Below are 22,397 nucleotides of genomic sequence, written 5' to 3'. Positions count from 1 at the left end.
ATTATTCGCGCCGCTTGTTTTTCATGACTCGACCGACGCTCGCCGCGCGCGCCATCGCGCCACCCACGCTGACCGGCCACGCCGCCGACACCGCCCGTCTCGCCGCGCCGCTCGCCATCGCACAACTTTCGCAGATGGCGATGGGCGTCACGGACACGGTGCTGCTCGGCTCCCTCGGCTCCGACGCGCTCGCCGCAGGCGGGCTCGGCGCGAACCTGTTCTTCGTCGTCGTGACGGTGCTGCAAGGCGTGCTGACCTCAGTGAGCGTGAGCGTCGCGCAGGCGCGCGGCGCGGACAACGAGAGCCACGTGCCGCATATCTACTGGACCGGTTTCGCGCTCTCCCTGATGCTCGCGCTACCCGCGTTCGCGCTGCTCTCGTTTGCGACGCCCATCCTGCTCGCACTCGGCGAGCCGGCGCTGCTTGCGCATCACGTCGGCGAATACGCAGCGGTGCTGCGCTGGGGCGCGCCCGCAAGCCTGATCGGCGTGGGGCTCATGCGCTCGTTCCTGCCCGCGATCGGTGCGGGAAAACGGCTGCTCTGGGTATCGATCGCGTGCGTGTTCGTCAACGGTTTTCTCAATTACGGGCTCATCCACGGCGTGTGGGGCCTGCCGCGGCTCGGGTTCCTCGGCTCGGCTGCGGCCACCGCGATCACGGTCTGGCTCATCGCCATCGTGCTGATGGCGCTCCTGCACCTGCGGCCCTCGCACCAGCATTTCGTTGCCGCGCGGCGGCCCACGGCGCCGCTGATGGGCGAACTCGTCTCGATCGGCTGGCCGGTCGCGATCACCTATGCCGTCGAAGCCACGCTGTTCCTCGCCACCGGCCTGCTGATGGGCCTGCTCGGCGCCATGCCGCTCGCGGCGCACCAGATCGCGCTGAACGTCGCATCGGTGTCGTTCATGGTGCCGCTCGCGATCGGCCAGGCGGCCAACGTGCGCGTCGGCTACTGGGCCGGCGCGGGACAACCGCACGCGGCGCGCCATGCGGGATTCGCCGCGCTCGGGCTCGGCGTGGGATTCATGTCGATGTCGGCGCTCGTGATGGTGCTCGCGCCGCGCTGGATCGTCGGCCTGTATCTGCATCTGGACGACCCCGCCAACGCGGCAACCGTCGCGCTCGCAACGTCGCTGCTCGGTGTGGCCGCGCTGTTCCAGATCGTCGACGGCGTGCAGACGGTGGGATCGGGCTGCCTGCGCGGACTCAAGGACACGCGTATTCCGATGCTGGCGGCCACGCTCGGCTACTGGGGCATCGGCTTTCCCACGGGCTATGTGCTCGCGTTCCACTTCGGCCTTGGTGCACGCGGCCTCTGGTGGGGCCTCGCCGCAGGGCTCGCCACGGTTGCGCTGCTGATGACGTGGCGCTTTCACCGCAGGAGCCTGCGCCGCGACACTGGATCGGCGGCGCGCGGCTGAAGCGCCGCGAGGGTCAGGCTCAGTGCGTGCCGCGCAAAGGCGCCAGCGGCACCGATGGCATCGACGGCACCAGCAGCGCCAACGGCACCCTCGGCACCGCATCGAGCGCGCGCCATTCGCAACAGACATCCTCGTTCCATCCGCCGATCCTGACCCGCTCCCCGTGCGCCAAAAGCAGCGCCTCGCCAGGCGCGAGCCAGTAATCCGCGGGATCGCCCTCCACCGTGACCCACGCGCGCCACGCGCACGCGCGCACGATCAGCCAGCCGCCACGCGCGGCACGCCATGTGCGGCACGTTCCGCGTGCGACGTTCAAGGTCGTCACAGGCTTCGCTGCATGCATCGCCATCTCCATTCGTTCAGGACGAATGCAGTGTCGCATGCGCCCGTGTCCCGACGTTTCCAGCCGATCCGAAACGACGGCGGCCGTCGGGACGGCTCGCGGCGCCCGCTGCGCCGCTTCCCGTAGAATCCTCGCGAACGCCGTGAAACGAATACGAAACGCTGCGCGCCTCGTTCGCCCCGGAGACTCTGCTTGACCGCGCATCCAGTCCCAACCGATTCCTCGCCGTGCCGTAACCGCGCGGCCACGCACGCGCAGCGCGTCTCGCCGTCCCCCGCCCGCTCCCGCGCGCGCCGCACACGGCGCATCGTGTTCTTTGCACGAACCCGTCTCCTCTTGCTTTTCGCGGTGCTCTGCGCCTCGCTCGTCACAGCGTGCGCGACACGTCCGCCCGCCACGGCACTCCCGCGCCAGACCACGCACGCACTGTCACCCTCCGCGGATACGCCGCTTCACGCCGCGCTCGCGGCGCCCGAGGCCGCGCATCCTGGCCAGTCGGGCTTTCGCCTGCTCGCCACCGGCACCGACGCGCTCCAGATGCGCATCGCACTCGCCCGTGCGGCGACGCGCACGCTCGATCTGCAGTACTACATCGCGAACGAGGACACGACCGGCAAGCTGCTGCTCGGCGCGGCGCTCTACGCGGCCGATCGCGGCGTGCGCGTGCGCATGCTCGTCGACGATCTGAACTTTCACGACATCGACAGCCTGATGGCCGCGCTGAACACGCACCCGCTGATCGAGATCCGCGTGTTCAATCCGTACGGCAGCGCGCAGGAGAGCCTGTTCACGCGCACGGCGAACCTGTTCACCGACCTCGACCAGTTCACGCGCCGCATGCACAACAAGGCGATGATCGTCGACAACCAGCTGGCGATCGTCGGCGGCCGCAATCTCGGCGACGAGTACTTCAGCGCAAGCCCGACGCTGCAGTTCACCGACCTCGACGTGCTCGCGGCCGGTCCGGTCGCCGCGCAGGTGTCGGCGAGTTTCGACGACTACTGGAACAGCAGCATGTCGTATCCGCTCAGCGCGCTGAATCATCAGACCTTCGATCAGCACGAACTCGACAACGCGCGCAACATGTTGCGCGAGCACTGGCACAAGAACGCCGACCCGTACGATGCGAAGCCGCTGAACGCCACTCCGCTTGCCGCGCAGATCGCCGGGCACCAGTTGGGGCTCGACTGGGCGGATTGCACGTTCGTCGCCGATTCGCCCGGCAAGATCGCCAATGCACAAGAGACGCAGAGCGCACAGCCAGGCGACGCGATGCGCTCGCTGATCGAGCGCATCCGCACCGCGCAGACGAGCGTGCTCGTGTTCACGCCGTATTTCGTGCCGCACGATACGGGCGTACAGGAAGTGCACAAGCTGAGCGCGCACGGCGTGCGCGTCGCGATCCTCACCAACTCGCTCGCCGCGACCGACGCCATCGCCGTGCAGGCCGGCTACAGCCCCTACCGCGTGCCGCTTCTGCACGCGGGCGCCGAACTCTACGAGTTCAAGCCGACCCAACCCGGGCGGCGGGATCTGCGCCTGCGCGGCATCGCGGGTTCGGGCTCGCGAGCGAGCCTGCACGCGAAGGCTTACGTGATCGACGAGCGCACGCTCGTGATCGGTTCGCTCAATCTCGATCCGCGCTCGGCGCGTCTCAACACCGAACTCGCGCTCACGATCGACAGCCCCACGCTCGCACACGAAGTCGCCAGCTATTTCGCGCGCGCGACTTCGCCCGAACTCAGCTACCGCGTGACGCTCGCCACGCCCGAAGAAGGTGCGCAGCTTACGGGCAACACCGCCGCGCATTCACCGCTCGTGTGGACCGACGTGGAGAACGGCGTGGTTCACACCTACAACCTCGATCCCCACGCGGGTTTCTACCGGAACGTGCTAACCGGGCTATTCTTGCTGTTGCCGCTCGACAATCAGCTTTAACCGCGAGCTTCGACTGCAAACGCCGACCGCGCGCTTTGAGTGCGCGATCCGACGTCGGGCTTCGACCCCGCGAGTCGGCGCCGCACCATCCACCGGAGTGGACCATGACCGAAGACACAAGAATGGAACGCGACACGTTCGGCGAAATCGCCGTGCCGGCCGCGCGCCTCTGGGGCGCGCAGACGCAGCGCTCCCTGCAGAATTTCCGCATTTCCACCGAGAAGCAGTCGCCGGAGCTGATCACCGCGCTGGCCACGATCAAGCGCGCGGCAGCCGAGGTGAATCTCGGGCTCGGCGTGCTCGACGAGAAAAAGGCGCACGCCATCATGCAGGCCGCCGACGAGATCATCGCCGGCAAACATCCCGGCGAATTCCCGCTCGCGGTCTGGCAAACCGGCTCCGGCACGCAGACCAACATGAACCTCAACGAGGTGATCGCGAACCGCGCGAGCGAGATTCTGGGCGGCGAGCGCGGCGAAGCGCGCCTCGTCCATCCAAACGACGATGTGAACCGCGGCCAGTCGTCGAACGACGTGTTCCCCACGGCGATGCACGTCGCCGCCGCGTACGGCGTCGTCAAGCATCTGCTGCCCGCGTTGAAGACGCTGCGCGACACGCTCGACGGCAAGTCACGGGCTTTCGCCGACATCGTGAAAATCGGCCGCACGCACCTGCAGGACGCCACGCCGCTCACGCTCGGCCAGGAGTTTTCCGGCTATGTCGCGCAGCTCGATCAGGGCATCCGCCATGTGCAATCGGCGCTGCCGCATCTGTACGAACTCGCGCAGGGCGGCACGGCAGTCGGCACGGGACTGAATGCGCACCCGCAGTTCGCGCAGAAGGTGGCCGAAACGATCGGCAGGCTCACCGGCGTGCCCTTCGTAACGGCCCCGAGCAAGTTCGAGGTGATGGCCGCCGCCGATGCGCTGGTATTCGCGCACGGCGCGCTCAAGACCGTCGCCGCGAGCCTCATGAAAATCGCCAACGATATTCGCTGGCTCGCGAGCGGACCGCGTTGCGGGCTGGGCGAATTGTCGATTCCCGAGAATGAGCCCGGCAGTTCGATCATGCCAGGCAAGGTTAATCCTACGCAATCCGAAGCAGTTACCATGCTCTGCTGCCAGGTGTTCGGCAACGACGTCGCCGTGAATGTGGGCGGCGCGAGCGGCAATTTCGAATTGAACGTATTTCGCCCGATGATCGCGCACAACGTGCTGCAGTCGATTCGCCTGCTCGCGGACGGCGTGCTCTCGTTCAACGACCATTGCGCCGTGGGCATCGAGCCGAACCGCGCGCGCATCGACACGCTGCTCAACGAATCGCTGATGCTCGTCACCGCGCTCAATCCGCACATCGGCTACGACAAGGCCGCGCAGATCGCCAAGAAGGCGCACAAGGAAGGCACGACGCTCAAGGCCGCGGCGCTCGCGCTCGGCCATGTCACCGAGCAGGAATTCGACCAGTGGGTGCGTCCCGAGGAGATGGTCGGGAATCTGAAGGCGTAGCGGCGTTCATTGCGCACGCAAGCAAACACGAAAACGGACGGCCCAGGCCGCCCGTTCTTCATCGCCGCTTCAAACGAAGCCCTGAAAGACGCACTAAACGACGCCCTTCGCAACTTCGTCGGGTTTCAGTTCGACGATCGCATCGAGCGCTTCCTTCACGTCGAGCGCGTATTTGGCAAGACGCTTCTGCTCGTCGGTTTCCGGCACGAACGACGGCACCGGAATCGGATTGTTGTTTTCGTCGACGGCGACGAACACGACCAGGCAATCGGTCGTGAGCCGCAACTGGCCGCTCTTCGGATCGCCCGCGTGCACGGTGATGTGAATGTGCATCGACGTACGGCCCGTCGCGACGACGCGCGCACGCAGCTCGACCATGTTGCCGACCTGAATCGGCCGCCGAAAGCGGATGTTGCCGACGCTCACCGTCACGCAATAGCGGCCCGACCAGACGGCGGCGCACGCGTAGGCGGTTTCGTCGATCCATTTCATCAGCGCACCGCCGTGCACTTTGCCGCCGAAATTCACCGAGGTCGGCTCGGCAAGGAAGCGAAACGTCGTTTCCGAACGGTCCAGCGGCTGGGATGGCGTACTCATGATGGGCTCCGCTCGTGGGATGTCCGCTCGCGCGGGGGGGTTGTCTCGGGAGGCGTCGATTATACGGGCGCAGCCATCGCGGCGCTGCGCCTGCGCGTGCCCCGTCTGGCACGCGCCGCACAGCAAGCGTCCCACGAACCGCGCCGCACGGAAAGCCCTGTCGAAAACCGCACAGCAATGTGCAGAAGAATGTGTAGAACTACGCCGCCGCGAAACGCGCCCGGTAATCGAGCGGCTGCACGCCGTACGAGCGCTCGAACGCGCGTCGCAGGTTCTGTTCGCTGCCGAAGCCGCAATCGGCGGCGATCCGCTTGAGCGGCCGGCGCGACTGGAGGAGCGCATGCGCGGCGGCTTCGACGCGCATCGCCGCCACGGTGCGCGCGGGCGTGCGCCCCATCGCCTCGACATAGCGGCGCGCGAAAGTGCGCGGACTCATGCGCGCCGCCTCGGCCAGACGGTCGACGCTCAGTTCCCGATGAAGATTCGCCGCCATCCAGCCGTGCAGCGCGTCGAAGGTGCCGCCCGCCGACGTCTGCGCGGCCAGCGGCTCGCTGAACTGCGCCTGGCCGCCAGGCCGCTTCATGAACACGACTAGCCGCCGCGCGGCCTCGATTGCCACCGCATGCCCGCAATCCTCTTCGATCAGCGCAAGCGCGAGGTCGATGCCCGCCGTCACGCCCGCCGACGTCCAGACAACGCTTGAGCCGCGCACGTCGCACAGGAAGATCGGATCGGGATCGACATCGACCGCCGGAAAGCACCGCTTCAGTTGCTCCGCATTGCGCCAGTGGGTCGTCGCGCGGCGTCCGTCGAGCAACCCCGCCGCCGCGAGATAGAACGCCCCCGTGCAGATCGACGCGACACGCCGTACGCGCGGTGCGCAAGCGGCAATCCACGCGACGAGTTCGGGCTGCAGGAGCGTCGTGTCGTCGATGGGGACGCCCGGCACGATCAGCGTATCGATGCTGGCGCAGTCGAGCGCGTCGAGCCGCTCCGTGACGACCGGCAGGCCCGCGAAGGTAGGCAGCACGCCGCCCGCCAGCGAGGCGACGGTGACGCGGTAGGCACACGGCTCGCCGTGCGCGGGCTGTGCGGGCTGTGCCAGATGTCCGGCGCGCACCATGAGTTCGGCGCGCCAGAACGCCTCGATGGGCCCGCAGGCGTCGAGCAGCACGAGATTGGGAGCGACGGCGAAGACGACGTGGCGCGCGTTAGAGACTGGAGGAGACATGGCGAAGACATCGAGTCGGACACGATGCCCTCATCGTCGCATCGATGCGGTTGGCAGTCTCGTCAATTTTGCGTCAATTCCTGCCAGCCAGCGCGGTGCTCGAGCGCGGCGATCAGTGGCGGATGACGATGCCTTCGTCGAGCGTGCCGTACATCGTGATGCCGCTTGCGTCGCTCGACGCCACAGGGCCGCCGGCGCACGCCGTGCACAGAATCGCGAGCGAGCACGCGGCCGCGCTGGCGAGAAGACGCGTCATGACAGTGGGTGAAGTCGGGATAGGAACTTGAATTCTAGCGCCGTGAGCATACGGCCTGCACGAACGCCGCATTCGATATTTCATGCTGCGCTGAAACGTCGAATGCTGCGTGCGGCTAAAGTGACGTTACACGCCCCCCCGCGCCCCCCCGCGCACGCCAGCGGGCACCCACGAGCACCCGCATGCCGCCGCCGGACCACTATCGAGGAATCGCCATGCCAGCCACACCCGCCGCCGATACCCGCCACTTTCCCGGCCTCTCGCGCATCGGCGCGCTGCTCGCCGATCCCGGCCGCGCCGCCATGCTGTGGGCGCTGATGGACGGCAGCGCCCGCCCGGCCGGCGAACTCACGCTGATCGCCGGACTTTCGCCATCGGCTGCGAGCGCCCACCTCGCGCGCCTCACCGACGGCGGCCTGCTCGCACTCGACGTGCGCGGCCGTCACCGTTACTACCGGATTGCGACGCCCGATGTCGCCGCGGCAATCGAAGCGCTGATGAATATCGCCCAGGCGAGCACCGCGACATTGCCCGCGACGAAGCCCGCCCGCACCGTGCCGCTCGAAATGCGCCACGCGCGCACCTGCTACGACCACATGGCGGGCGAAGTCGCGGTGCAAGTGTTCGAGCGGCTGGTCGGCGACGGCGTGCTGGTGTGCGAAGGCGAGACCATCGACGCGACACCCGACGGCGCCGCGCGCCTGCGCGACTGGGGCGTGGACATCGGCGCGCTGCGCTCGCGACGCCGCCGTTTCGCGTGCACCTGCCTCGACTGGAGCGAGCGGCGGCCGCACCTTGGCGGCGCACTGGGCGCGGCGCTTCTCGACGCGTGGATCGCGGGCGGCTGGGTCGAACGCGCGAGCCTGCCGCGCGTGCTGCGCATCACGCCGAAGGGTCAGCGCGCATTCGACGCGCTCACCGCGAGCTGACGCGGTGCTATCGCGCGATTGAGCCTCGTCGCGCGATGTCGCACGGCGTTGCGCGGTGTTGCGCGGTGTTGTATAGGCCGCGCGCTTCGCATTTTCGCCCGCAAAACTGGCGGTTTCTCCGTGCAATCTTTCACGCTCAATGGGCGACACACGTTCTGTTACATAACGAGGATGACCCATTACAATTCCGCGCGCATGGAAACAAGCGGGGCCGCTACAGTTCCTGACAGAACACGCTGAACTAGAAGGCGTGCTGTGGAGAAACAACGTGAAGCACCGCACCGCTACGATCATCCAGTTTCGCCGGACCACCGGCCTCACGCTCATCGCCGGCGCCGCGCTGGCGGCGATTAATCTCGCTGCCGCGCCGACGTTCGCCCAGTCCGCGCCGGGCGGCGCACCGGCCGCCCAGAGCGCCAGCATCGATCCGCCAGGACGCGTCGCGCGGCTCGATTACATGGCAGGCCCCGTCACGACCGAACCGGCCGGCGCGACCGACTGGTCCTACGCCCAGCTCAACCGGCCGCTCACGACCGGCGACCAGCTCTGGGACGACGCAAACGCGCGCTCGGAGTTGCACATCGGATCGACGGCGGTCCGCGTCGGCGCACAAACGAGCGTCGACGTCCTGAATCTCGACGACTCGACAGCCCAGTTGAAGGTCGCGCAAGGCACGCTCTCGACGCGGGTGCGCGAATTGCCCCGCGGCACCTCCTGGGAAATCGACACGCCGAATCTCGCGCTCGGCGTGAACGGCCCCGGCGACTATCGCGTCGACGTGGCGCCGGACGGCAGTTCGACGACCGTGACGGTGCGCAGCGGCAGCGCGACGGTCTACGGCGAGAACGGCCAGTTGCCGATGTCGGCGGGTCAGCAGATCCGCTTCGCCGGAACCGACCTGCAGGAGGAGGCCGCCGAGCCCGCACCGCCGCCTGATTCATTCGATCAGTGGGCGCGCGCGCGCGACGCCGCGGAGGACCGCTCGATCTCGGCGCGCTATGTTTCGCGCGACATGCCGGGCTATCAGGACCTCGACGCCAACGGCACCTGGCACGACGACCCGCAATACGGCGAAGTCTGGGAGCCGAACGCGCAGCCCGAGGGCTGGGCGCCGTATCACGACGGCCAGTGGGTCTGGCAGGCGCCGTGGGGCTGGACGTGGGTCGACGACGCGCCCTGGGGTTTTGCGCCCTACCACTACGGACGCTGGGCCAATATCGACGATGAGTGGGCCTGGGTTCCGGGTCCGCTGGTCGACAGCGAGCCGCCGGTTTATGCACCTGCGCTCGTCGCCTTCGTCGGCGGCGGAGACGGCGGCCCCGACTGGAGCGTCGCGCTGAGCGGCGGCGGCATCGCGGCGGCAGGCGTCGCGTGGTTCGCGCTCGGCCCGGGCGAGCCGTGGCACCCGCGTTCGGAGGACTGGAGCCCGCACTACTACGAGCGGGTGAACCGGACCGTCGTCAACAACATCAACATCCGCAATTCGTACGTGAACAATACGTACGTGAACTATCGCGTGCCAGGCGCCGTGACGGCGGTCCCCGCGACGGCGTTCGTCCACGGCCAGCCGGTTGCGCGCTTCGCGCAGCGCGTCGATCCGCGGCAATGGCGCGGCGCGCACATCGCATCTGGCACGCCGGGCATCGCACCGGTGTCGGGCAGCTTCGGCGGCAATATGCGACGCGCCGACTATCGTCCGCCGGGTGCGCTCGCACAGCGTCAGGTCGTGGCGACGCGCGCGCCTGTAGCACCGCCTGCCCTGCACGACAATCTCGCCCAACGCTTCGCGCGCGAGCACGGCACGGTGCCGGGCGCGGGCGCGCCAGTGGTGCGCGCTTCGGCGCCCGCGCATGCGCCGTTCGGCGCACCGCAGCGCACATGGGGCCAGCAGAACGTGCGCGTGGTGCCGCCGCATTCGCCGGTGATCGCCGGGAACGGACGGCCCGGCAGCGTGGCGCCGCAGCCCGGTCGTGCGCCCGATTTCGCCGCGCGTGCGCCCGCGCAGGACCGTGCCCAGGCGGGAATGGTGCCTGCGATGGCGAATCCGCGCGTTCCGGGTCCCGCCGCGCAGGGCCACGGCGTGCCGCGCCCGCCGCAGTTTGCGGGGCGGCCGATGGAGGCCGCGCCCGGCGGTATGCCTGGCACGCCCGCCCGCGAGCCGGGCCGCGCACCGAATGCGGCGCCGGTTCAAACGCATCAGCCGATGTGGACGCAGCCGCATGCACCGATGGCCACGCGCGACCAGCCCGCCGCGCGCGAGAACAACCGCTCGCCGCAATTCGCGATGCAGCAGCCGCGCGACGTGTCCCGCGGCCAGCCGCAGCCCCAGATGCGCGAGGCCGCGCCCGAACGCATGCCGCAGCCGCAGCAGCAAGCGCGCCCTGAGGTTCGTCCGCAGTCGCCAGAGCAACATGCGGCATTCCAACCGCAGTCGCAGCCGCAGCAGCAGCCGCGCGCGGAGTTCCGTCCGCAACCGCAGCCTCAACCCCAGCCGCGAGCGGAGTTCCGCCCGCAACCGCAGCCTCAACCCCAGCAGCGAGCGGAGTTCCACCCGCAGCCGCAGCCTCAACCCCAGCCGCGAGCCGAGTTCCGTCCGCAGCCGCAGCCTCAACCCCAGCCGCGCGCGGAGTTCCGCCCGCAACCGCAGCCGCAACCCCAGCCGCGCGCGGAGTTCCGTCCGCAGCCGCAACCGCAGCCGCGCCCGGAGTTCCACCCGCAGCCGCAACCTCAGCCTCAGCCGCGAGCTGAGTTCCACCCGCAGCCGCAACCTCAGCCGCACCCGGCTCCGGCTCCGGCCCCCGCGCCGCATCCGAATCCGAACGCAAATCGCGGCCACGAGGATCATCCGCACGGCTAAGCGCCTGCACCGCACGCATCGCGGCATCGCGGCATCGCGGCATGCAGCAGCGTCAACAAAAAACCGCAGCCCTCATCAGGACTGCGGTTTTTCTATCGGGGATAAAAGCAGCGAGGAATCAGACCGCCATCGGCGCGGTCAGCGGCTCGTGATGCCGGTAGCCGACGAGTGAGAAATCGGCGGGCTCGACTTTCTCCAGCCACTCGGGCGCGTAGACACCCGTCTTCGCATACTCGGGCACGCGCTCGGAAATCGCGAGCTGCGGGCTCTCGAACGGCTCGCGGCGCAGTTGCTCGTTGAGCATGTCGAGCTGGTTTTCGTAGATGTGCGCGTCGCCGATGAAGTACGTGAACCAGCGCGGCGTATAGCCGGTCAAGCGCCCGACGAGGTGCAGCAGCACCGCACCTTCGGTCAGGTTGAACGGTGTGCCGAGCCCGACGTCGTTGCTGCGGATATACAGGCACAGCGAGATCTCGCGCTTCACTGGATTCGGCAGGAACTGATAGAGCAGGTGGCACGCGGGCAGCGCGATTTCCTCGAGCACCGCCGGATTCCAGCCATGAAACAAAATGCGCCGGTCGGCGGGGTTGTTCACGATCGTGTCGAGGCACTGGCGCAACTGGTCGATGGCCTTGTAAAGCAGCACCTTCGGGCGGCCGTCCTCGACGAACTGCGCCACGCGCGCGTAGCCGCGCGTTTCGGCGTCGGCGAGACGCGCCGTCGCGTCGGCATCGAGCACCTTGTACGCCGGCCAGCGCCGCCACTGCACACCGTAGACGTCGCCGAGATCGTCGGTGCCCTCGCGATACGGATTCGCGAGCCACTGCGCGTTGTCGTTGGCATTGGCGTCCCAGACCTTGCAGCCGAGCGCGCGAAAATCGGCCGCGCTGCTCGACGCACGCAAAAAGCCGATCAGTTCGCCGACCGCCGACTTGAACGCCAGCTTTTTCGTCGTCACGGCGGGAAAGCCCTGCTGGAGATCGAAGCGCAGCATGGCGCCGGGCTGGCTGATCGTGCGGATGCCGGTGCGGTTTTCCTGCCAGGTGCCGGTGTCGAGAATCGAGCGGACAAGCTCGAGATACTGTTTCATGCGGGGTCCCTTCGGCGGGCGAGCAGCACCCGGTTCGGATCGATAAACCCCGATTTTAGCAAGCGCGCCGCCAGGGTCAGGAAAACCGCCCCGGCGAGCGGGTGCCGCATGAACGCGCACGCGGCGCGCACAGAAGACGAGACGCACCGGGACGAGACACGGGCCGCCCGTGGCGCGGTGCAAGCCGGACTTACAGGCTGACCGCTGAAACCATCCCGCCCGGATGCGGCGAGAGCGGCTCGCTTTCCATGTGGCGCATGCCGTGCGCGCACAGCAGCCGGTACAGCGTCACGCGCGAGATGCCGAGTTCGTGCGCGGCGTCGCCCAGGCGCCCGCGATGGCGCAGGAGCGCGAGTTCGATCGCCTGGCGTTCGGCGGACTCGCGCGCCTGCGCGAGCGACACCGGCATCACCTCGACGTAGTCGCCCAGTTCGAGATCGCGCGCGGTGATCGAGCGCCCTTCCGACATCACGATTGCACGCCGCACGCGGTTGATCAGTTCGCGCACGTTGCCCGGCCAGCTGTAGTTGTGGAGCGCCGCGATCGCGTCGGGCGAGAAGCCGCGCAGACGCCGGCTGCCGTCCTTGCGGAAGCGCTCGAGCATGTGCCGCGCGAGCAGTTCGATGTCCTTGCCGCGCGCGCGCAGCGGCGGCTCGTCGATCTGCAGCACGCACAGGCGGTGATACAGATCCTGCCGGAAGCGCCCTTCGGCCATGGCGGCGCGCATGTCGACGTGCGTCGCCGAAATGATGCGCACATCCACCGGCATCGACTGATGACCGCCGAGGCGCTCGATCTTGCCCTCCTGGAGAAAGCGCAGCAGGCTCGCCTGGCTTTCCATCGGCAGGTCGCCGATTTCATCGAGAAAAAGCGTGCCGCCATGGGCCGCCTCGACGCGCCCGATCTTGCGCTGGTTCGCGCCCGTGAACGCGCCGCGCTCGTAGCCGAACAGTTCCGACTGCAGCAGATGCGGCGGAATCGCGCCGCAGTTGATCGGCACGAACGGCGCACCGCGCCGCGACGAACGCTCGTGAATGGCGACTGCGGTGAGTTCCTTGCCGGTGCCCGACTCGCCCGAGACGAAGACCGGCGCGTCGGTCAGGGCGACCTTGCGGATGGAGCGAAAGAGCGCGAGCATCGCCTCGCACGAGCCGACCATCTCGCCTTCGGCGCCGCCCGTCGTGTCGTTCGAGGCCGCTTCGCCCAGCGAAACCATGCCATACGCGTGTCCGACGGAATCGACGATGCGCTCGCCGCTCCATGGGACCGTTACGTAGTCGAAACAGTAATCGCGCACGAGACGGCGCAGCGTGGCGTCCTGGAGCTGGCCGGTCGTCGTGGCGGCGACCCAGCCGACGTTGGGCAACGTGAGGCACGGCTCGAACGAGCCGATCTCCTCCAGATGGAAATGGCTGGAGAGGTCCAGCAGGCCGCCCGCGGGCGACCCGGCGCGCAGCACCCGGCGCGCGTCACGTGCGTTGCCGACCACTTCCACCTGCCAGCCGCGCTCGTGGAACCGCTCATTCAGCGCGTCGCTTGGACTGCGTGATACATACACCAGTTGCCGCGTTGCGGGTTCCATTATTCAGATCCTCTCGCCGACATATTGTTTGAAAATGACGACACGCACCTGAATGCCCAGACACGGAGCATAAAGCACCGATCATTCTGCCTCGATTAGAAGCGAACGAACATGCTTTGGGCGACGATGAATCCCCGAGACGCGGCGTGTGTGTCATTGCCCCCGAGGGGGTCTTATTCTAATTTTCTCAAGAGTCTTTTGATCAAGCTTACTCTATGCGCAACATTTCTGGTTAGAAATTATGCCTGACGAATCAAAACGGGCCGGATGGAAAGGTTTTCAGCGCCCGGCGCAGCTTATTGCCGCCAGGAAAATTAATAAAGCAGTTGTTTCCAACATAACACCATCATTAATGTTGCGCTTCCAGAATGTATTGCATACGCAATACTTCACGCTGTTTTAAGGGTTTCACGTTTCAGCGCTGAAACGTTTTGGCGAAAATCCGCCATTCGAGAATCGGCGGGAAAAGCGCCCACCGAAGTACATCAATGGATTGCGGCGCATGGCACACGTTTCGCTAAATCTCCGGCACGAGGAGATACGCCATGCGACTCAACCACCTCATCGTCAGGCGCCCTGTCACCGGCGGCACCGCAGCCCTTACTGCCTTCACTGCCTTCGCGGCGGCGGCGCTGCTCGGGCTTGCACCGGCGGTGCGCGCGCAGACGCCGGACAACGCAGCGAACGACGCAGCCGGTACGCCCGCCACCCAGGTGCGCGCCGCCGCGTCCGCCGATGTCATTCCTGCAACGCTCCATACGTTGTCCGCGCCCGCGCTCATCCCGGCGGCGCTCGACACGAGCCCGCCGCCGACGGACAGCGCGCACGCGGACACCGGCGCACTCGCTGAAGACTCGACACCGCCCGCCGACGACCCCGTGGTAGCCGGCAGCCCGCTGGACGACCAGACGCTCGCGCACCAGCGCGGCGGCGCGGTCGGCATGGTGATGGTCGCGGCCACGCCGCAGCTCATGCGCGGCGGCGGCAGCGTCACCCTGTGGGATGAAATCGCCCCGCCCGCACCATTGCCGATCCCGGTCGACAACTCGCAGGCGGCGCAAGGAAACATCGCTAATTACACGAGAAAGTAAACCGGGCCGCTAGCGCGGAACGGCGTCCGGCATGGCGTGAGCCACGCAGGCCGGACTCGTTGGAGACCAGCATGCCAGCCTGCATCACGACACCGGCCCACACCCGGCGTTCGGCCAGGGGCGCCGCAGTTGTCTGCGGATTCCTTGCGGTCGGTGTTTCAGCCGTCGCCGCGGCGCAACAGGGCGAGAATCCAGGCGACATCATCGTCGCGCGCGACATCACTCCGCGCAGCGCCTTCGCCAACGTGCCGAAGCGCCAGGATCCGGTCGCCGTGCGCGCGACCACCTTCCCCGCCAGCGGCTTCGATCCGGCGATGGCCGCCGTCGCCTCCGACGCCGATCTCACGAACGCACGCGGCTCCGCCGGCGTCGCGCCGGGCGGCCCGGCCAACAACGCCAACGCCGCGGGCATGCAGGCGCTCACCGGCATCCTGAGCGGCCGGAACACCGGCAGCACTGTGGCGATGGGCGCAGGCGCCCAGACGGGCGGTATCGGCAACACGATCTCGTCCGGCGTGAGCGGCGCGCTCGCACCGCTCGCCGCCGCCCTCGGAGCCCTCAAATGAGCGCGTCCCGCATGTGTCCGCGCTGGCCGCAGCGGGCAGCGCTCGCCCTCGCCGCATGCCTCGTCTGCGCAGGCGCGGCACAAGTGCAAGCAGAGGCGCAGACGGTCAACAGCGTGAGCGCCGACATCGGCGCGGGCGCGGCAAACGGCACGCTCGGCGCGGTCGCCGTCAACGAGGCAGCCGGCCTCAACAACGCGCAGGCCAATCAGCTCACGGTCACGAGCGGCAGCCCGGTCATGGTCAACGGCATCAGCGGCGAACAGTACGCACGCGCGCGGGCGCGCCTCGGCAATGCGAGCGCGAGCATCGGCGAGGGCGCCTTTGCCAACGCGTCGGGTGCAGTCATGGTCAACCAGGCTGCGGGCGTGGGAAATACGCAGAGCAACAGTGCGCGGATCGGCACTGGTGTGATCGGTGTGGATGTCGCCTCGGATGCGGAACTGTCCGCGGCGGCAGCGACGAACGGGGGTCCGGGTCGATCGAACGAGACCAATGGCATTCGTGAAGCGCGTATCGGCAGTGCCGCATTCAGGAATGCGACGGGTCTCGTGCAGGTGAACCAGACCGTCGGAGCCGGTAATGCTACGGCGAACAGTTTTGTGCTCCGTCCCCCGGCGGGCACTCTTTTCTAACTGAACAAATCAGTATCGGAGCGACATCATGAAGCGCACTCTCATCGCTGCGGCCGTTCTCGCGGTCTCCTCGGGCAGCGTTTTCGCCCACGGCGGGACGGATCCGTACATCTTCAACTCCACCGTCATCCATCAAGGCGTCGACCTGTGGGGCGGCGTCCTGCTGTTCGGCTGCGTGGACGTGTCGAACACCACCGGCGCGGTCGTCAACAACACGCAGAGCGTCAACCTCGACGCCGTCACGCTGACACCGAACCAGCCGGTGGGCACGTACACGACGGGTCACCTGACCACCTTCGTCCACAACACGTCGCGGACGGTCGACGCCGGCGGCACCGCGTCCGCTTCGGTCACGAAGACGAATTTCAGGGCATCGGGGGGTGCGCAAGGCTTCCAGGAATCATCGGGGTATTCCTACGCGAACCAGAAGGCGAGCGTGGCAGGCGGGGGCTACGAATATAGCCAGCAAAGCTCCGGGATCGGCGGCTACTTCTACGACGTGAACCAGAGCCACGGCGCCCATGTATCGGGCGGCGGCCACGCCGGCGGCTCGTATGGCCACTACAGCTACGGCGACAACCAGTGGGGCGGCGGCGGAGGCTATGTGGCGGGCGGCTTCTCCGGCGGCTACCACGCGTCGAGCTACGCGAAGGGCTCGGGCATCGGCGGCTACTTCGAAGGCACGCAGGGTTCCGGTCAGGCTGCCGTCTGGGGCTTCTCGGCAAACGAGGGCTCGGGCCACCAGGCCTTCCACGAGCAGTCGAGCGGCTATTCGATATCCGGCTCCATCGACTCGCACTCGGTCGCGGCCAACTGGAACGTGCAGGCGCATGACAACACCACCGACGTCACGACGGTCGGCGCGGTCACGACGCACTACAACGGCATTCCGGCCGGCTCGCTCGACGCGAATATCGGCGGCACCGGCGCGCCCGGCGCAGGCGTCTCGGGCAATGTCGGCATCAACATCTCGGAAGGCGTCGACAACGCGCAGAACAACGAAGCATCGCTCGCCATGATCGATGCAGGCAATGTGTTCGGCAACGCACAGATCTTCAACAGCCAGTCGTCCACCGGCAACGCGAAGATCAAGAACTTCAACGTCAACGCGTCGGTCGGCAGCAACGCGCTCGCCGGCGCAAGCGGCAATATCGGCGTGAATATTGCCGCGGGCGTGGGCAACGTGCAGAACAACAGCCTCGCCGCATCGAGCAGCATCGAGAAGTCGGCCCCAAGTAGCGCAGCGATGGTCGCCACCGACCAGAGCAGCCAGTCGGCCGGCCTGAACTTCACCGGCAGCTTCGGCGGCACCGCCACGATGGCGCCGAACGCGCTCGCCGGCGCAAGCGGCAACATCGGCGTGAACATCGCCGGTGGCGCGGGCAACGTGCAGCACAACGGCCTCGCCATCGCTGCGCTGACCGTATCGAAGTAAGCGCCAGGACCCGCGCCGGCTGCGACGTCCGCAGCCGGCGCGATTTCGGCAGGAGGCAACCATGTCCGGGCTCGACCGGTTCCCGGCGCTGAAGGCTTGTGTCGCAGCGCTCGCAGCGTGCACGTTGTGTGCGCTCGCCCACGCACAGTCGAGCCTCGACGCGACTAATCTCATCGGCGTGCCGGTGAAGTTGCCGATCCGCTCGATGAAGGACATCCGTTACAGCAGCATCGTCACCCAGCAGTTCGACTACAGCTGCGGCGCGGCGGCGCTCGCGACCCTCCTCAAGTACGGCTACGGCATCGACATTCCGGAGGTGGAGCTGATCCGCCGGATGATGACGTTTTCGAAACCGGAAGTGGTCCAGAAGAACGGCTTTTCGATGCTCGACATGAAGAAGTTCGTCGAAACGATCGGCCTGCGCGGACGTGGGTTTCGTGTCAACACCGACGCGCTGTATCACCTGCAGATTCCCGTGCTCGTGCTCATGAACATCAATGGCTACGAGCACTTCGTGATCGTCAAGCATGCCGAAGACGGGCGCATCTTCCTCGCGGACCCGGCGCTCGGCAACCGCATCGTCGCCGAGGGCGACTTCGCGAAGACCTGGAACGGTCTCGTCTTCGCGGTGCTCGGCAAACCGTTCAGGGAGGATTCTCCTTTGCTGCAGAACAACGAGTCGCTTGCGCTGAAGCTGCGCGCCAATGCACTGGCGAACGGCACGGCGGCGACGCCCTTCGTCGATTACGGCCTCGAGCGGGCCGTGATGTTCTGATGTCCTGATCGAGCCATGAAACGCAGCCTCTCACCCCGTGGCGTCACGGCAGCGCTCCTCGCGCTGGCCTGCAGTCATGCGAGCGCAGGCAGCATCGACGCCCCGACGCCGCCGGCCTTCCTGAGCCCCGGCAGCGTCGCGCAGCACGGCATCCAGTGCGAGAGCGTCGGCGACGACGTGCTCGCCAGTCAGAGCGGCAAGTACGCCGGCAGCGACATGATTTCCGGCTTCGTCCTGAGCGTGCTGACCCAATGGCGGTTGCCGAATGGCGCCACGGCCATTGCCCAGGGCGCGCTGACGGTCGCGCGCGACTTCGCCAACCAGCTCACCGCGCAGATCCAGACCGCGGCCAGAGTCACCGATACGAGCCGCGGGACCAACCTGCACAACAGCGGCGCCGATCCCGCCGCGGTCGCCGCGGGCGGACAGAACGTGGCGGTCAACGGCGTGTCGCAGGTCACGCAGGTCGCGGGCAACAACAACGTCGGCACCAACGGCGCGATCGTCGAATACAGCAACGGCGCGGGCAACAACGTGAGCAGCAGCGCGCCGCAGCCGGGCGTCCCGGCCGCGGGCAACCAGACCGCGGCGTTCGCCACGAACGCGAACGGCAGCATCCAGGCGGGCATCACGTTCGCCAATAACAGCATCAACGTAACGGTGCAGACACCAGCCGGCATCGCCACCCAGAACATCGTGCCTGGCGGCGCACAACAGGCAAGCGCCATCGCCCAGTTGCTCCAGATCGCAGGGAATAACCAGCAGGTCGCCAATCAGTTGTCGCTCGCGCTGCATACGCAGCAGATGGGCGGCGCCGTGATCCGGCAGACCGGCGTACTGCAGGCGTTGCGCAACTTGCACTGACACGGAGAAAGCAGCGCGGGTGCGCGCCCCACGATTGGCACAGCAGGGACGAGGCACATCGCGACATGCGGGAGCGGGTTGCACGACGACCGGTCGGCCACCCGCCTCGAAACCCCGGGGGAAACAAGAATGAACACGATGTTCAGGGCGGGACCGCCGCGCCCGAAGCTCGCAGCGATCCCCGCAGCCGCCGTGCTGCTCGTGCTCGCGCATTCGGCGGGTGCCCAGGAGCTTCAGAATCAGTCGATCGAGGAGCGCGTCAACATGCTCATGCGTGTGGTCGACGAGCAGCAAAAGCAGATCCAGTCGCTCGAACGCCAGGTCACGAATCTGGAGATGGCGCAGCGCGGTCGCGGCGTGCCTGGCGCCGCCTCCGCTACGGCTGCTTCCGATACGGCGGTTGCCGAACAGCCCGGCGACGACGGCCTGCCAATGCCGCTGCCGCCGCTCGCCCAGGCGCTGCCGGGCGCGACGGCGCCGGGCTCGCTCACGGGGACCGCGACCGGCGTGCCGGTCAATCCGCCCTCGCCCGATTCCGGGCCGGGCGGCGGCGCAACCGGCGGTTCGGCGTCGAGCGGCCCGCAACAGGGCGCGCCCGTCGGCGTGAATCCCACGATTGGCGAAACGCAGAAAGAAGCGCAGCCGCAGCGCACCCAGGCCGAGCAGGCTGTCGTCGAGCGCGAGCACGCGCCGCTCTTCGACCGCCGGCTCACGCTCGACTGGGGCATCAGCGACACGTATTACGACCGGCGCCAGCTGCAGCTTTCGGGCTTCCTCGCGCTGGACGCGATTTTCCTCGGCAACATCAATCTGGGCGAGACGAAATCGCACCAGCTTCAGGCCGATCTCGACACGCGCTACGGCCTGACCGACCGCATCAGCGTCGACGTCGACGTGCCCTATATCTACCGCCACAGCAGCTTCATCATCGGCGGCGCGGGCGGCGCGGCGGGCACGCTCTCCGATGCCTCGGTCAACTCGTCCGACATCGGCGACGTGACGTTCGGGGTCTACTACCAGTTCCTGAAGGAAACCAACAACCTGCCCGACGTGGTCGGCAGCCTGCGCGTGAAGACGCCGACCGGCAGCTCGCCGTTCGGCATCAAGCTCGTGCAGATCAGCGCCGACAACACCAACCTCGTCGCGCCGACCAGGCTGCCCACGGGCACCGGCTTCTGGAACATCACGGCCGGCCTGTCCGTGCTGAAGACCTACGACCCGGTCGTGCTGTTCGGCAGCTTCTCGTACACGTACAACATTGCACGCTCGTTCGCCGACATTTCGTCGGTGGTCGGGCAAGTCGAGCCAGCCGATGTGAAGCTCGGCGACATCTACCAGTTCGGCGGCGGCGTCGCGCTTGCGTTCTCCGACAAGGATTCGGCCAGCATCTCCTACACGATGGCGATCTCGCCGCAGTCGCAGACCAAGGCGCCGGGCGGCGCCTGGGCCAGCGTGCCGGGCAGCCAGACCACCGCGTCGGTGCTCAACTTCGGCTTGAATCACGTGGTCAACAAGCACCTGACGATCAACGGCGCGGTCGCCGTGGGCCTCACGCCCGACGCGCCGAACTTCGTCGTCGGCGTGCGGTTCCCCTATACCTTCTGACGAACACGAGGACGATTGTGCGTGAATCCTCTCCCATCAGCGCCACCGTGACGCCTCTCGCAGGCGCGGGCCAGCGGCCTGCTATCGCGAGGCCGCCCGATGTGCCCGGCGCGACGCACGAGACCGGCGAGCCCGCTACACAACCGGCTTCAAAGCCCGCGTCGAAGCCCGCTTCACAGCCCGCTTCACAGTCCACTTCACAGCCCGCTTCGAAGCCCACTTCACAGCCCGCTTCGAAGCCCGCTTCGGATCCCGTGGCGGATCCCGTGCGCACGCTGATCTATCTCGCCCGCACGCCCGACGCGGCGCTCTCGGCCTACCTGAAAAGCCGCGGCTGGGAGCTGGCGACGGCGCGCACCGCCCACGAGGCGGCGCGGCTCGTGAAGCCCGAACCCGCGTACGCGGGTCTCATCGATCTGACCGGCTTCGCGCTGCGCGACTGCGCGGGGCTCGAAGCGGTGCTGCGGCTGCAGCAGGTCGGCTGGATCGCGCTCACCGACGCGGCGCACCTCATCGACCCCGAAGTGCGCCGGCTGATCCGCCACTTCTGCTTCGATTTCGTGCATCTGCCGGTGACGAACGCGACGCTCGACTACCTCATGACGCACGCGTACGGCATGGTGTCGCTCTGCGACCTCGACACGCCCGCGGCCACGGTCCAGGACGAAGACGAAATGGTGGGCACCTGCGAAGCGATGCAGCAGCTCTTTCGCACGATCCGCAAGGTCGCGGGCACCGACGCGACCGTGTTCATCTCGGGCGAGTCGGGCACCGGCAAGGAACTCACGGCGCTCGCGATCCACGAGCGCTCGTCGCGCCGCAAGGCGCAGTTCATGCCGATCAACTGCGGCGCGATTCCGCATCATCTTCTGCAATCCGAATTATTCGGCTACGAGCGCGGCGCGTTCACGGGCGCGAACCAGCGCAAGATCGGGCGCGTCGAGGCGGCCAACGGCGGCACGCTTTTTCTCGATGAAATCGGCGACCTGCCGATGGAAAGCCAGGCGAGCCTGCTGCGCTTTCTCCAGGAAGGCAAGATCGAGCGCCTCGGCGGCCACGAGCAGATTCCGGTGGACGTACGCATCATCTCGGCGACGCACGTCGATCTCGAAACCGCGATGCGCACCGGCGGCTTCCGCGCCGACCTCTTTCATCGGCTGTGCGTGCTGCGCGTGGACGAGCCGCCGCTGCGCGCGCGCGGCAAGGACATCGAAATCCTCGCGCATCACATCCTGCACAAGTTCAAGATGGACAGCGCGCGCAAGATCCGCGGCTTTGCGCCCGACGCGATCGAGGCGATGTACAACTACAACTGGCCGGGCAACGTGCGCGAGCTGATCAACCGCGTGCGGCGCGCGATCGTAATGGCCGAGAGCAAGCTGATCACCGCTGACGATCTCGACCTCGCGCACTTCACCGCACAGCAGACCGTGACGCTCTCGCAGGCGCGCGAATCGGCCGAGAAGCGCGCGATCGAGGCCGCGCTCCTGCGTCATCGCCACCGTCTCGCGGAAGCTGCCGCGGACCTCGGCATCTCCCGCGTGACGCTCTACCGGCTGATGGGCACGCATGGCCTGCGCGACGAAAAAACGATCTTCGGCGGCGAGGCCGAAAACGAGCCGTAGTGCCCCGGCAGGGTCCGAGGCGAGCACACGAGAGAGGCAAAGCGGCGCTCGGGTA

General features: G+C 67.5%; 19 protein-coding genes. 13 read left to right on the top strand and 6 right to left on the bottom strand.

Features of this window, described 5'->3' with window-relative positions; translation table 11 throughout:
* Positions 1 to 23: 23 nt before the first annotated feature.
* A complete protein-coding gene (locus tag Q0L30_RS13100; protein ID WP_296655721.1) occupies positions 24 to 1,421 on the top strand; it encodes an MATE family efflux transporter in 1,398 nt (465 codons plus the stop codon).
* 19 nt (positions 1,422 to 1,440) lie between these two features.
* Here Q0L30_RS13100 and Q0L30_RS13095 read toward each other — a convergent pair whose 3' ends face one another.
* Positions 1,441 to 1,764 (bottom strand): DUF2917 domain-containing protein, encoded by a 324-nt coding sequence (locus Q0L30_RS13095; RefSeq protein ID WP_296655718.1) that lies wholly within the window; start codon positions 1,762 to 1,764, stop codon positions 1,441 to 1,443.
* Positions 1,765 to 2,073: 309 nt separating this feature from the next.
* On the opposite strand from Q0L30_RS13095, the gene Q0L30_RS13090 reads away from it, so the two are divergent.
* On the top strand, positions 2,074 to 3,702 hold the full coding sequence (locus Q0L30_RS13090; RefSeq protein ID WP_296655715.1) for a phospholipase D family protein: 1,629 nt from the start codon (positions 2,074 to 2,076) through the stop codon (positions 3,700 to 3,702).
* Positions 3,703 to 3,806: 104 nt separating this feature from the next.
* Positions 3,807 to 5,207 (top strand): class II fumarate hydratase, encoded by a 1,401-nt coding sequence (gene fumC / locus Q0L30_RS13085; RefSeq protein ID WP_296655711.1) that lies wholly within the window; start codon positions 3,807 to 3,809, stop codon positions 5,205 to 5,207.
* Between the two features lie 93 nt (positions 5,208 to 5,300).
* Here fumC and Q0L30_RS13080 read toward each other — a convergent pair whose 3' ends face one another.
* From Q0L30_RS13080 to Q0L30_RS13070, 3 genes are all read right to left on the bottom strand, one after another.
* Positions 5,301 to 5,807: an acyl-CoA thioesterase gene (locus tag Q0L30_RS13080; protein WP_296656903.1), complete on the bottom strand. Its 507-nt coding sequence runs from the start codon at positions 5,805 to 5,807 to the stop codon at positions 5,301 to 5,303.
* A 196-nt stretch (positions 5,808 to 6,003) separates the two neighbouring features.
* Complete coding sequence (locus Q0L30_RS13075; protein ID WP_296655708.1) at positions 6,004 to 7,035, bottom strand: GlxA family transcriptional regulator; 1,032 nt, start codon at positions 7,033 to 7,035, stop codon at positions 6,004 to 6,006.
* 112 nt (positions 7,036 to 7,147) lie between these two features.
* Entirely contained in the window at positions 7,148 to 7,291 is a 144-nt protein-coding gene (locus Q0L30_RS13070; RefSeq protein WP_296655706.1) for a hypothetical protein, read from the bottom strand.
* Between the two features lie 215 nt (positions 7,292 to 7,506).
* Between Q0L30_RS13070 and Q0L30_RS13065 the strand changes: the two genes are divergently transcribed.
* Both Q0L30_RS13065 and Q0L30_RS13060 read left to right on the top strand, forming a co-directional pair.
* Entirely contained in the window at positions 7,507 to 8,220 is a 714-nt protein-coding gene (locus Q0L30_RS13065; protein WP_296655702.1) for a helix-turn-helix transcriptional regulator, read from the top strand.
* 268 nt (positions 8,221 to 8,488) lie between these two features.
* Positions 8,489 to 11,077, top strand: a complete 2,589-nt coding sequence (locus tag Q0L30_RS13060) for a DUF6600 domain-containing protein (RefSeq protein WP_296655699.1) — start codon at positions 8,489 to 8,491, stop codon at positions 11,075 to 11,077.
* Positions 11,078 to 11,195: 118 nt separating this feature from the next.
* Here the strand turns inward: Q0L30_RS13060 and Q0L30_RS13055 are convergent, their stop codons facing one another.
* Positions 11,196 to 12,167 carry a thymidylate synthase gene (locus Q0L30_RS13055; protein ID WP_296655695.1) on the bottom strand — a complete coding sequence of 324 codons (972 nt, stop codon included), beginning with the start codon at positions 12,165 to 12,167 and terminating at the stop codon, positions 11,196 to 11,198.
* Positions 12,168 to 12,357: 190 nt separating this feature from the next.
* Positions 12,358 to 13,749 (bottom strand): sigma-54 dependent transcriptional regulator, encoded by a 1,392-nt coding sequence (locus tag Q0L30_RS13050; RefSeq protein WP_296655692.1) that lies wholly within the window; start codon positions 13,747 to 13,749, stop codon positions 12,358 to 12,360.
* Positions 13,750 to 14,294: 545 nt separating this feature from the next.
* On the opposite strand from Q0L30_RS13050, the gene Q0L30_RS13045 reads away from it, so the two are divergent.
* The 8 genes from Q0L30_RS13045 to Q0L30_RS13010 all read left to right on the top strand — a co-directional run bounded on the left by Q0L30_RS13045 (position 14,295) and on the right by Q0L30_RS13010 (position 22,342).
* A complete protein-coding gene (locus Q0L30_RS13045) occupies positions 14,295 to 14,840 on the top strand; it encodes a hypothetical protein (RefSeq protein ID WP_296655689.1) in 546 nt (181 codons plus the stop codon).
* 71 nt (positions 14,841 to 14,911) lie between these two features.
* Positions 14,912 to 15,406, top strand: a complete 495-nt coding sequence (locus tag Q0L30_RS13040) for a hypothetical protein (protein WP_296655686.1) — start codon at positions 14,912 to 14,914, stop codon at positions 15,404 to 15,406.
* Positions 15,403 to 16,038 (top strand): hypothetical protein, encoded by a 636-nt coding sequence (locus tag Q0L30_RS13035; protein WP_296655682.1) that lies wholly within the window; start codon positions 15,403 to 15,405, stop codon positions 16,036 to 16,038. The genes Q0L30_RS13040 and Q0L30_RS13035 overlap by 4 nt, the downstream gene beginning before the upstream one ends.
* 28 nt (positions 16,039 to 16,066) lie before the next feature.
* Positions 16,067 to 17,473: a hypothetical protein gene (locus Q0L30_RS13030; RefSeq protein WP_296655679.1), complete on the top strand. Its 1,407-nt coding sequence runs from the start codon at positions 16,067 to 16,069 to the stop codon at positions 17,471 to 17,473.
* A 61-nt stretch (positions 17,474 to 17,534) separates the two neighbouring features.
* The gene (locus tag Q0L30_RS13025) at positions 17,535 to 18,248 is read left to right on the top strand and encodes a C39 family peptidase (RefSeq protein ID WP_296655677.1); all 714 of its coding nucleotides are present in this window, start codon (positions 17,535 to 17,537) and stop codon (positions 18,246 to 18,248) included.
* A gap of 15 nt (positions 18,249 to 18,263) precedes the next feature.
* Positions 18,264 to 19,112, top strand: a complete 849-nt coding sequence (locus Q0L30_RS13020) for a peptidase C39 (protein WP_296655674.1) — start codon at positions 18,264 to 18,266, stop codon at positions 19,110 to 19,112.
* Between the two features lie 129 nt (positions 19,113 to 19,241).
* On the top strand, positions 19,242 to 20,717 hold the full coding sequence (locus Q0L30_RS13015; RefSeq protein ID WP_296655671.1) for a hypothetical protein: 1,476 nt from the start codon (positions 19,242 to 19,244) through the stop codon (positions 20,715 to 20,717).
* Between the two features lie 254 nt (positions 20,718 to 20,971).
* Positions 20,972 to 22,342 (top strand): sigma-54 dependent transcriptional regulator, encoded by a 1,371-nt coding sequence (locus tag Q0L30_RS13010; protein WP_296656901.1) that lies wholly within the window; start codon positions 20,972 to 20,974, stop codon positions 22,340 to 22,342.
* Positions 22,343 to 22,397 lie beyond the last annotated feature (55 nt).

Source organism: Paraburkholderia sp., assembly GCF_024281035.1.
GTDB lineage: Bacteria > Pseudomonadota > Gammaproteobacteria > Burkholderiales > Burkholderiaceae > Paraburkholderia.
This window is presented reverse-complemented; position numbering and strand designations above follow the sequence as displayed.

What these genes read in the sequence shown, in the direction of transcription:
- fumC (WP_296655711.1), top strand. Translation starts at nt 3,807, where the DNA reads ATGACCGAAGACACAAGAATGGAACGCGACACGTTCGGCGAAATCGCC.
- Q0L30_RS13100 (WP_296655721.1), top strand. Translation starts at nt 24, where the DNA reads ATGACTCGACCGACGCTCGCCGCGCGCGCCATCGCGCCACCCACGCTG.
- Q0L30_RS13020 (WP_296655674.1), top strand. Translation starts at nt 18,264, where the DNA reads ATGAAACGCAGCCTCTCACCCCGTGGCGTCACGGCAGCGCTCCTCGCG.
- Q0L30_RS13030 (WP_296655679.1), top strand. Translation starts at nt 16,067, where the DNA reads ATGAAGCGCACTCTCATCGCTGCGGCCGTTCTCGCGGTCTCCTCGGGC.
- Q0L30_RS13050 (WP_296655692.1), bottom strand. Translation starts at nt 13,749, where the DNA reads ATGGAACCCGCAACGCGGCAACTGGTGTATGTATCACGCAGTCCAAGC.
- Q0L30_RS13075 (WP_296655708.1), bottom strand. Translation starts at nt 7,035, where the DNA reads ATGTCTCCTCCAGTCTCTAACGCGCGCCACGTCGTCTTCGCCGTCGCT.
- Q0L30_RS13035 (WP_296655682.1), top strand. Translation starts at nt 15,403, where the DNA reads ATGAGCGCGTCCCGCATGTGTCCGCGCTGGCCGCAGCGGGCAGCGCTC.
- Q0L30_RS13015 (WP_296655671.1), top strand. Translation starts at nt 19,242, where the DNA reads ATGAACACGATGTTCAGGGCGGGACCGCCGCGCCCGAAGCTCGCAGCG.
- Q0L30_RS13045 (WP_296655689.1), top strand. Translation starts at nt 14,295, where the DNA reads ATGCGACTCAACCACCTCATCGTCAGGCGCCCTGTCACCGGCGGCACC.
- Q0L30_RS13065 (WP_296655702.1), top strand. Translation starts at nt 7,507, where the DNA reads ATGCCAGCCACACCCGCCGCCGATACCCGCCACTTTCCCGGCCTCTCG.
- Q0L30_RS13025 (WP_296655677.1), top strand. Translation starts at nt 17,535, where the DNA reads ATGTCCGGGCTCGACCGGTTCCCGGCGCTGAAGGCTTGTGTCGCAGCG.
- Q0L30_RS13070 (WP_296655706.1), bottom strand. Translation starts at nt 7,291, where the DNA reads ATGACGCGTCTTCTCGCCAGCGCGGCCGCGTGCTCGCTCGCGATTCTG.
- Q0L30_RS13040 (WP_296655686.1), top strand. Translation starts at nt 14,912, where the DNA reads ATGCCAGCCTGCATCACGACACCGGCCCACACCCGGCGTTCGGCCAGG.
- Q0L30_RS13055 (WP_296655695.1), bottom strand. Translation starts at nt 12,167, where the DNA reads ATGAAACAGTATCTCGAGCTTGTCCGCTCGATTCTCGACACCGGCACC.
- Q0L30_RS13095 (WP_296655718.1), bottom strand. Translation starts at nt 1,764, where the DNA reads ATGCATGCAGCGAAGCCTGTGACGACCTTGAACGTCGCACGCGGAACG.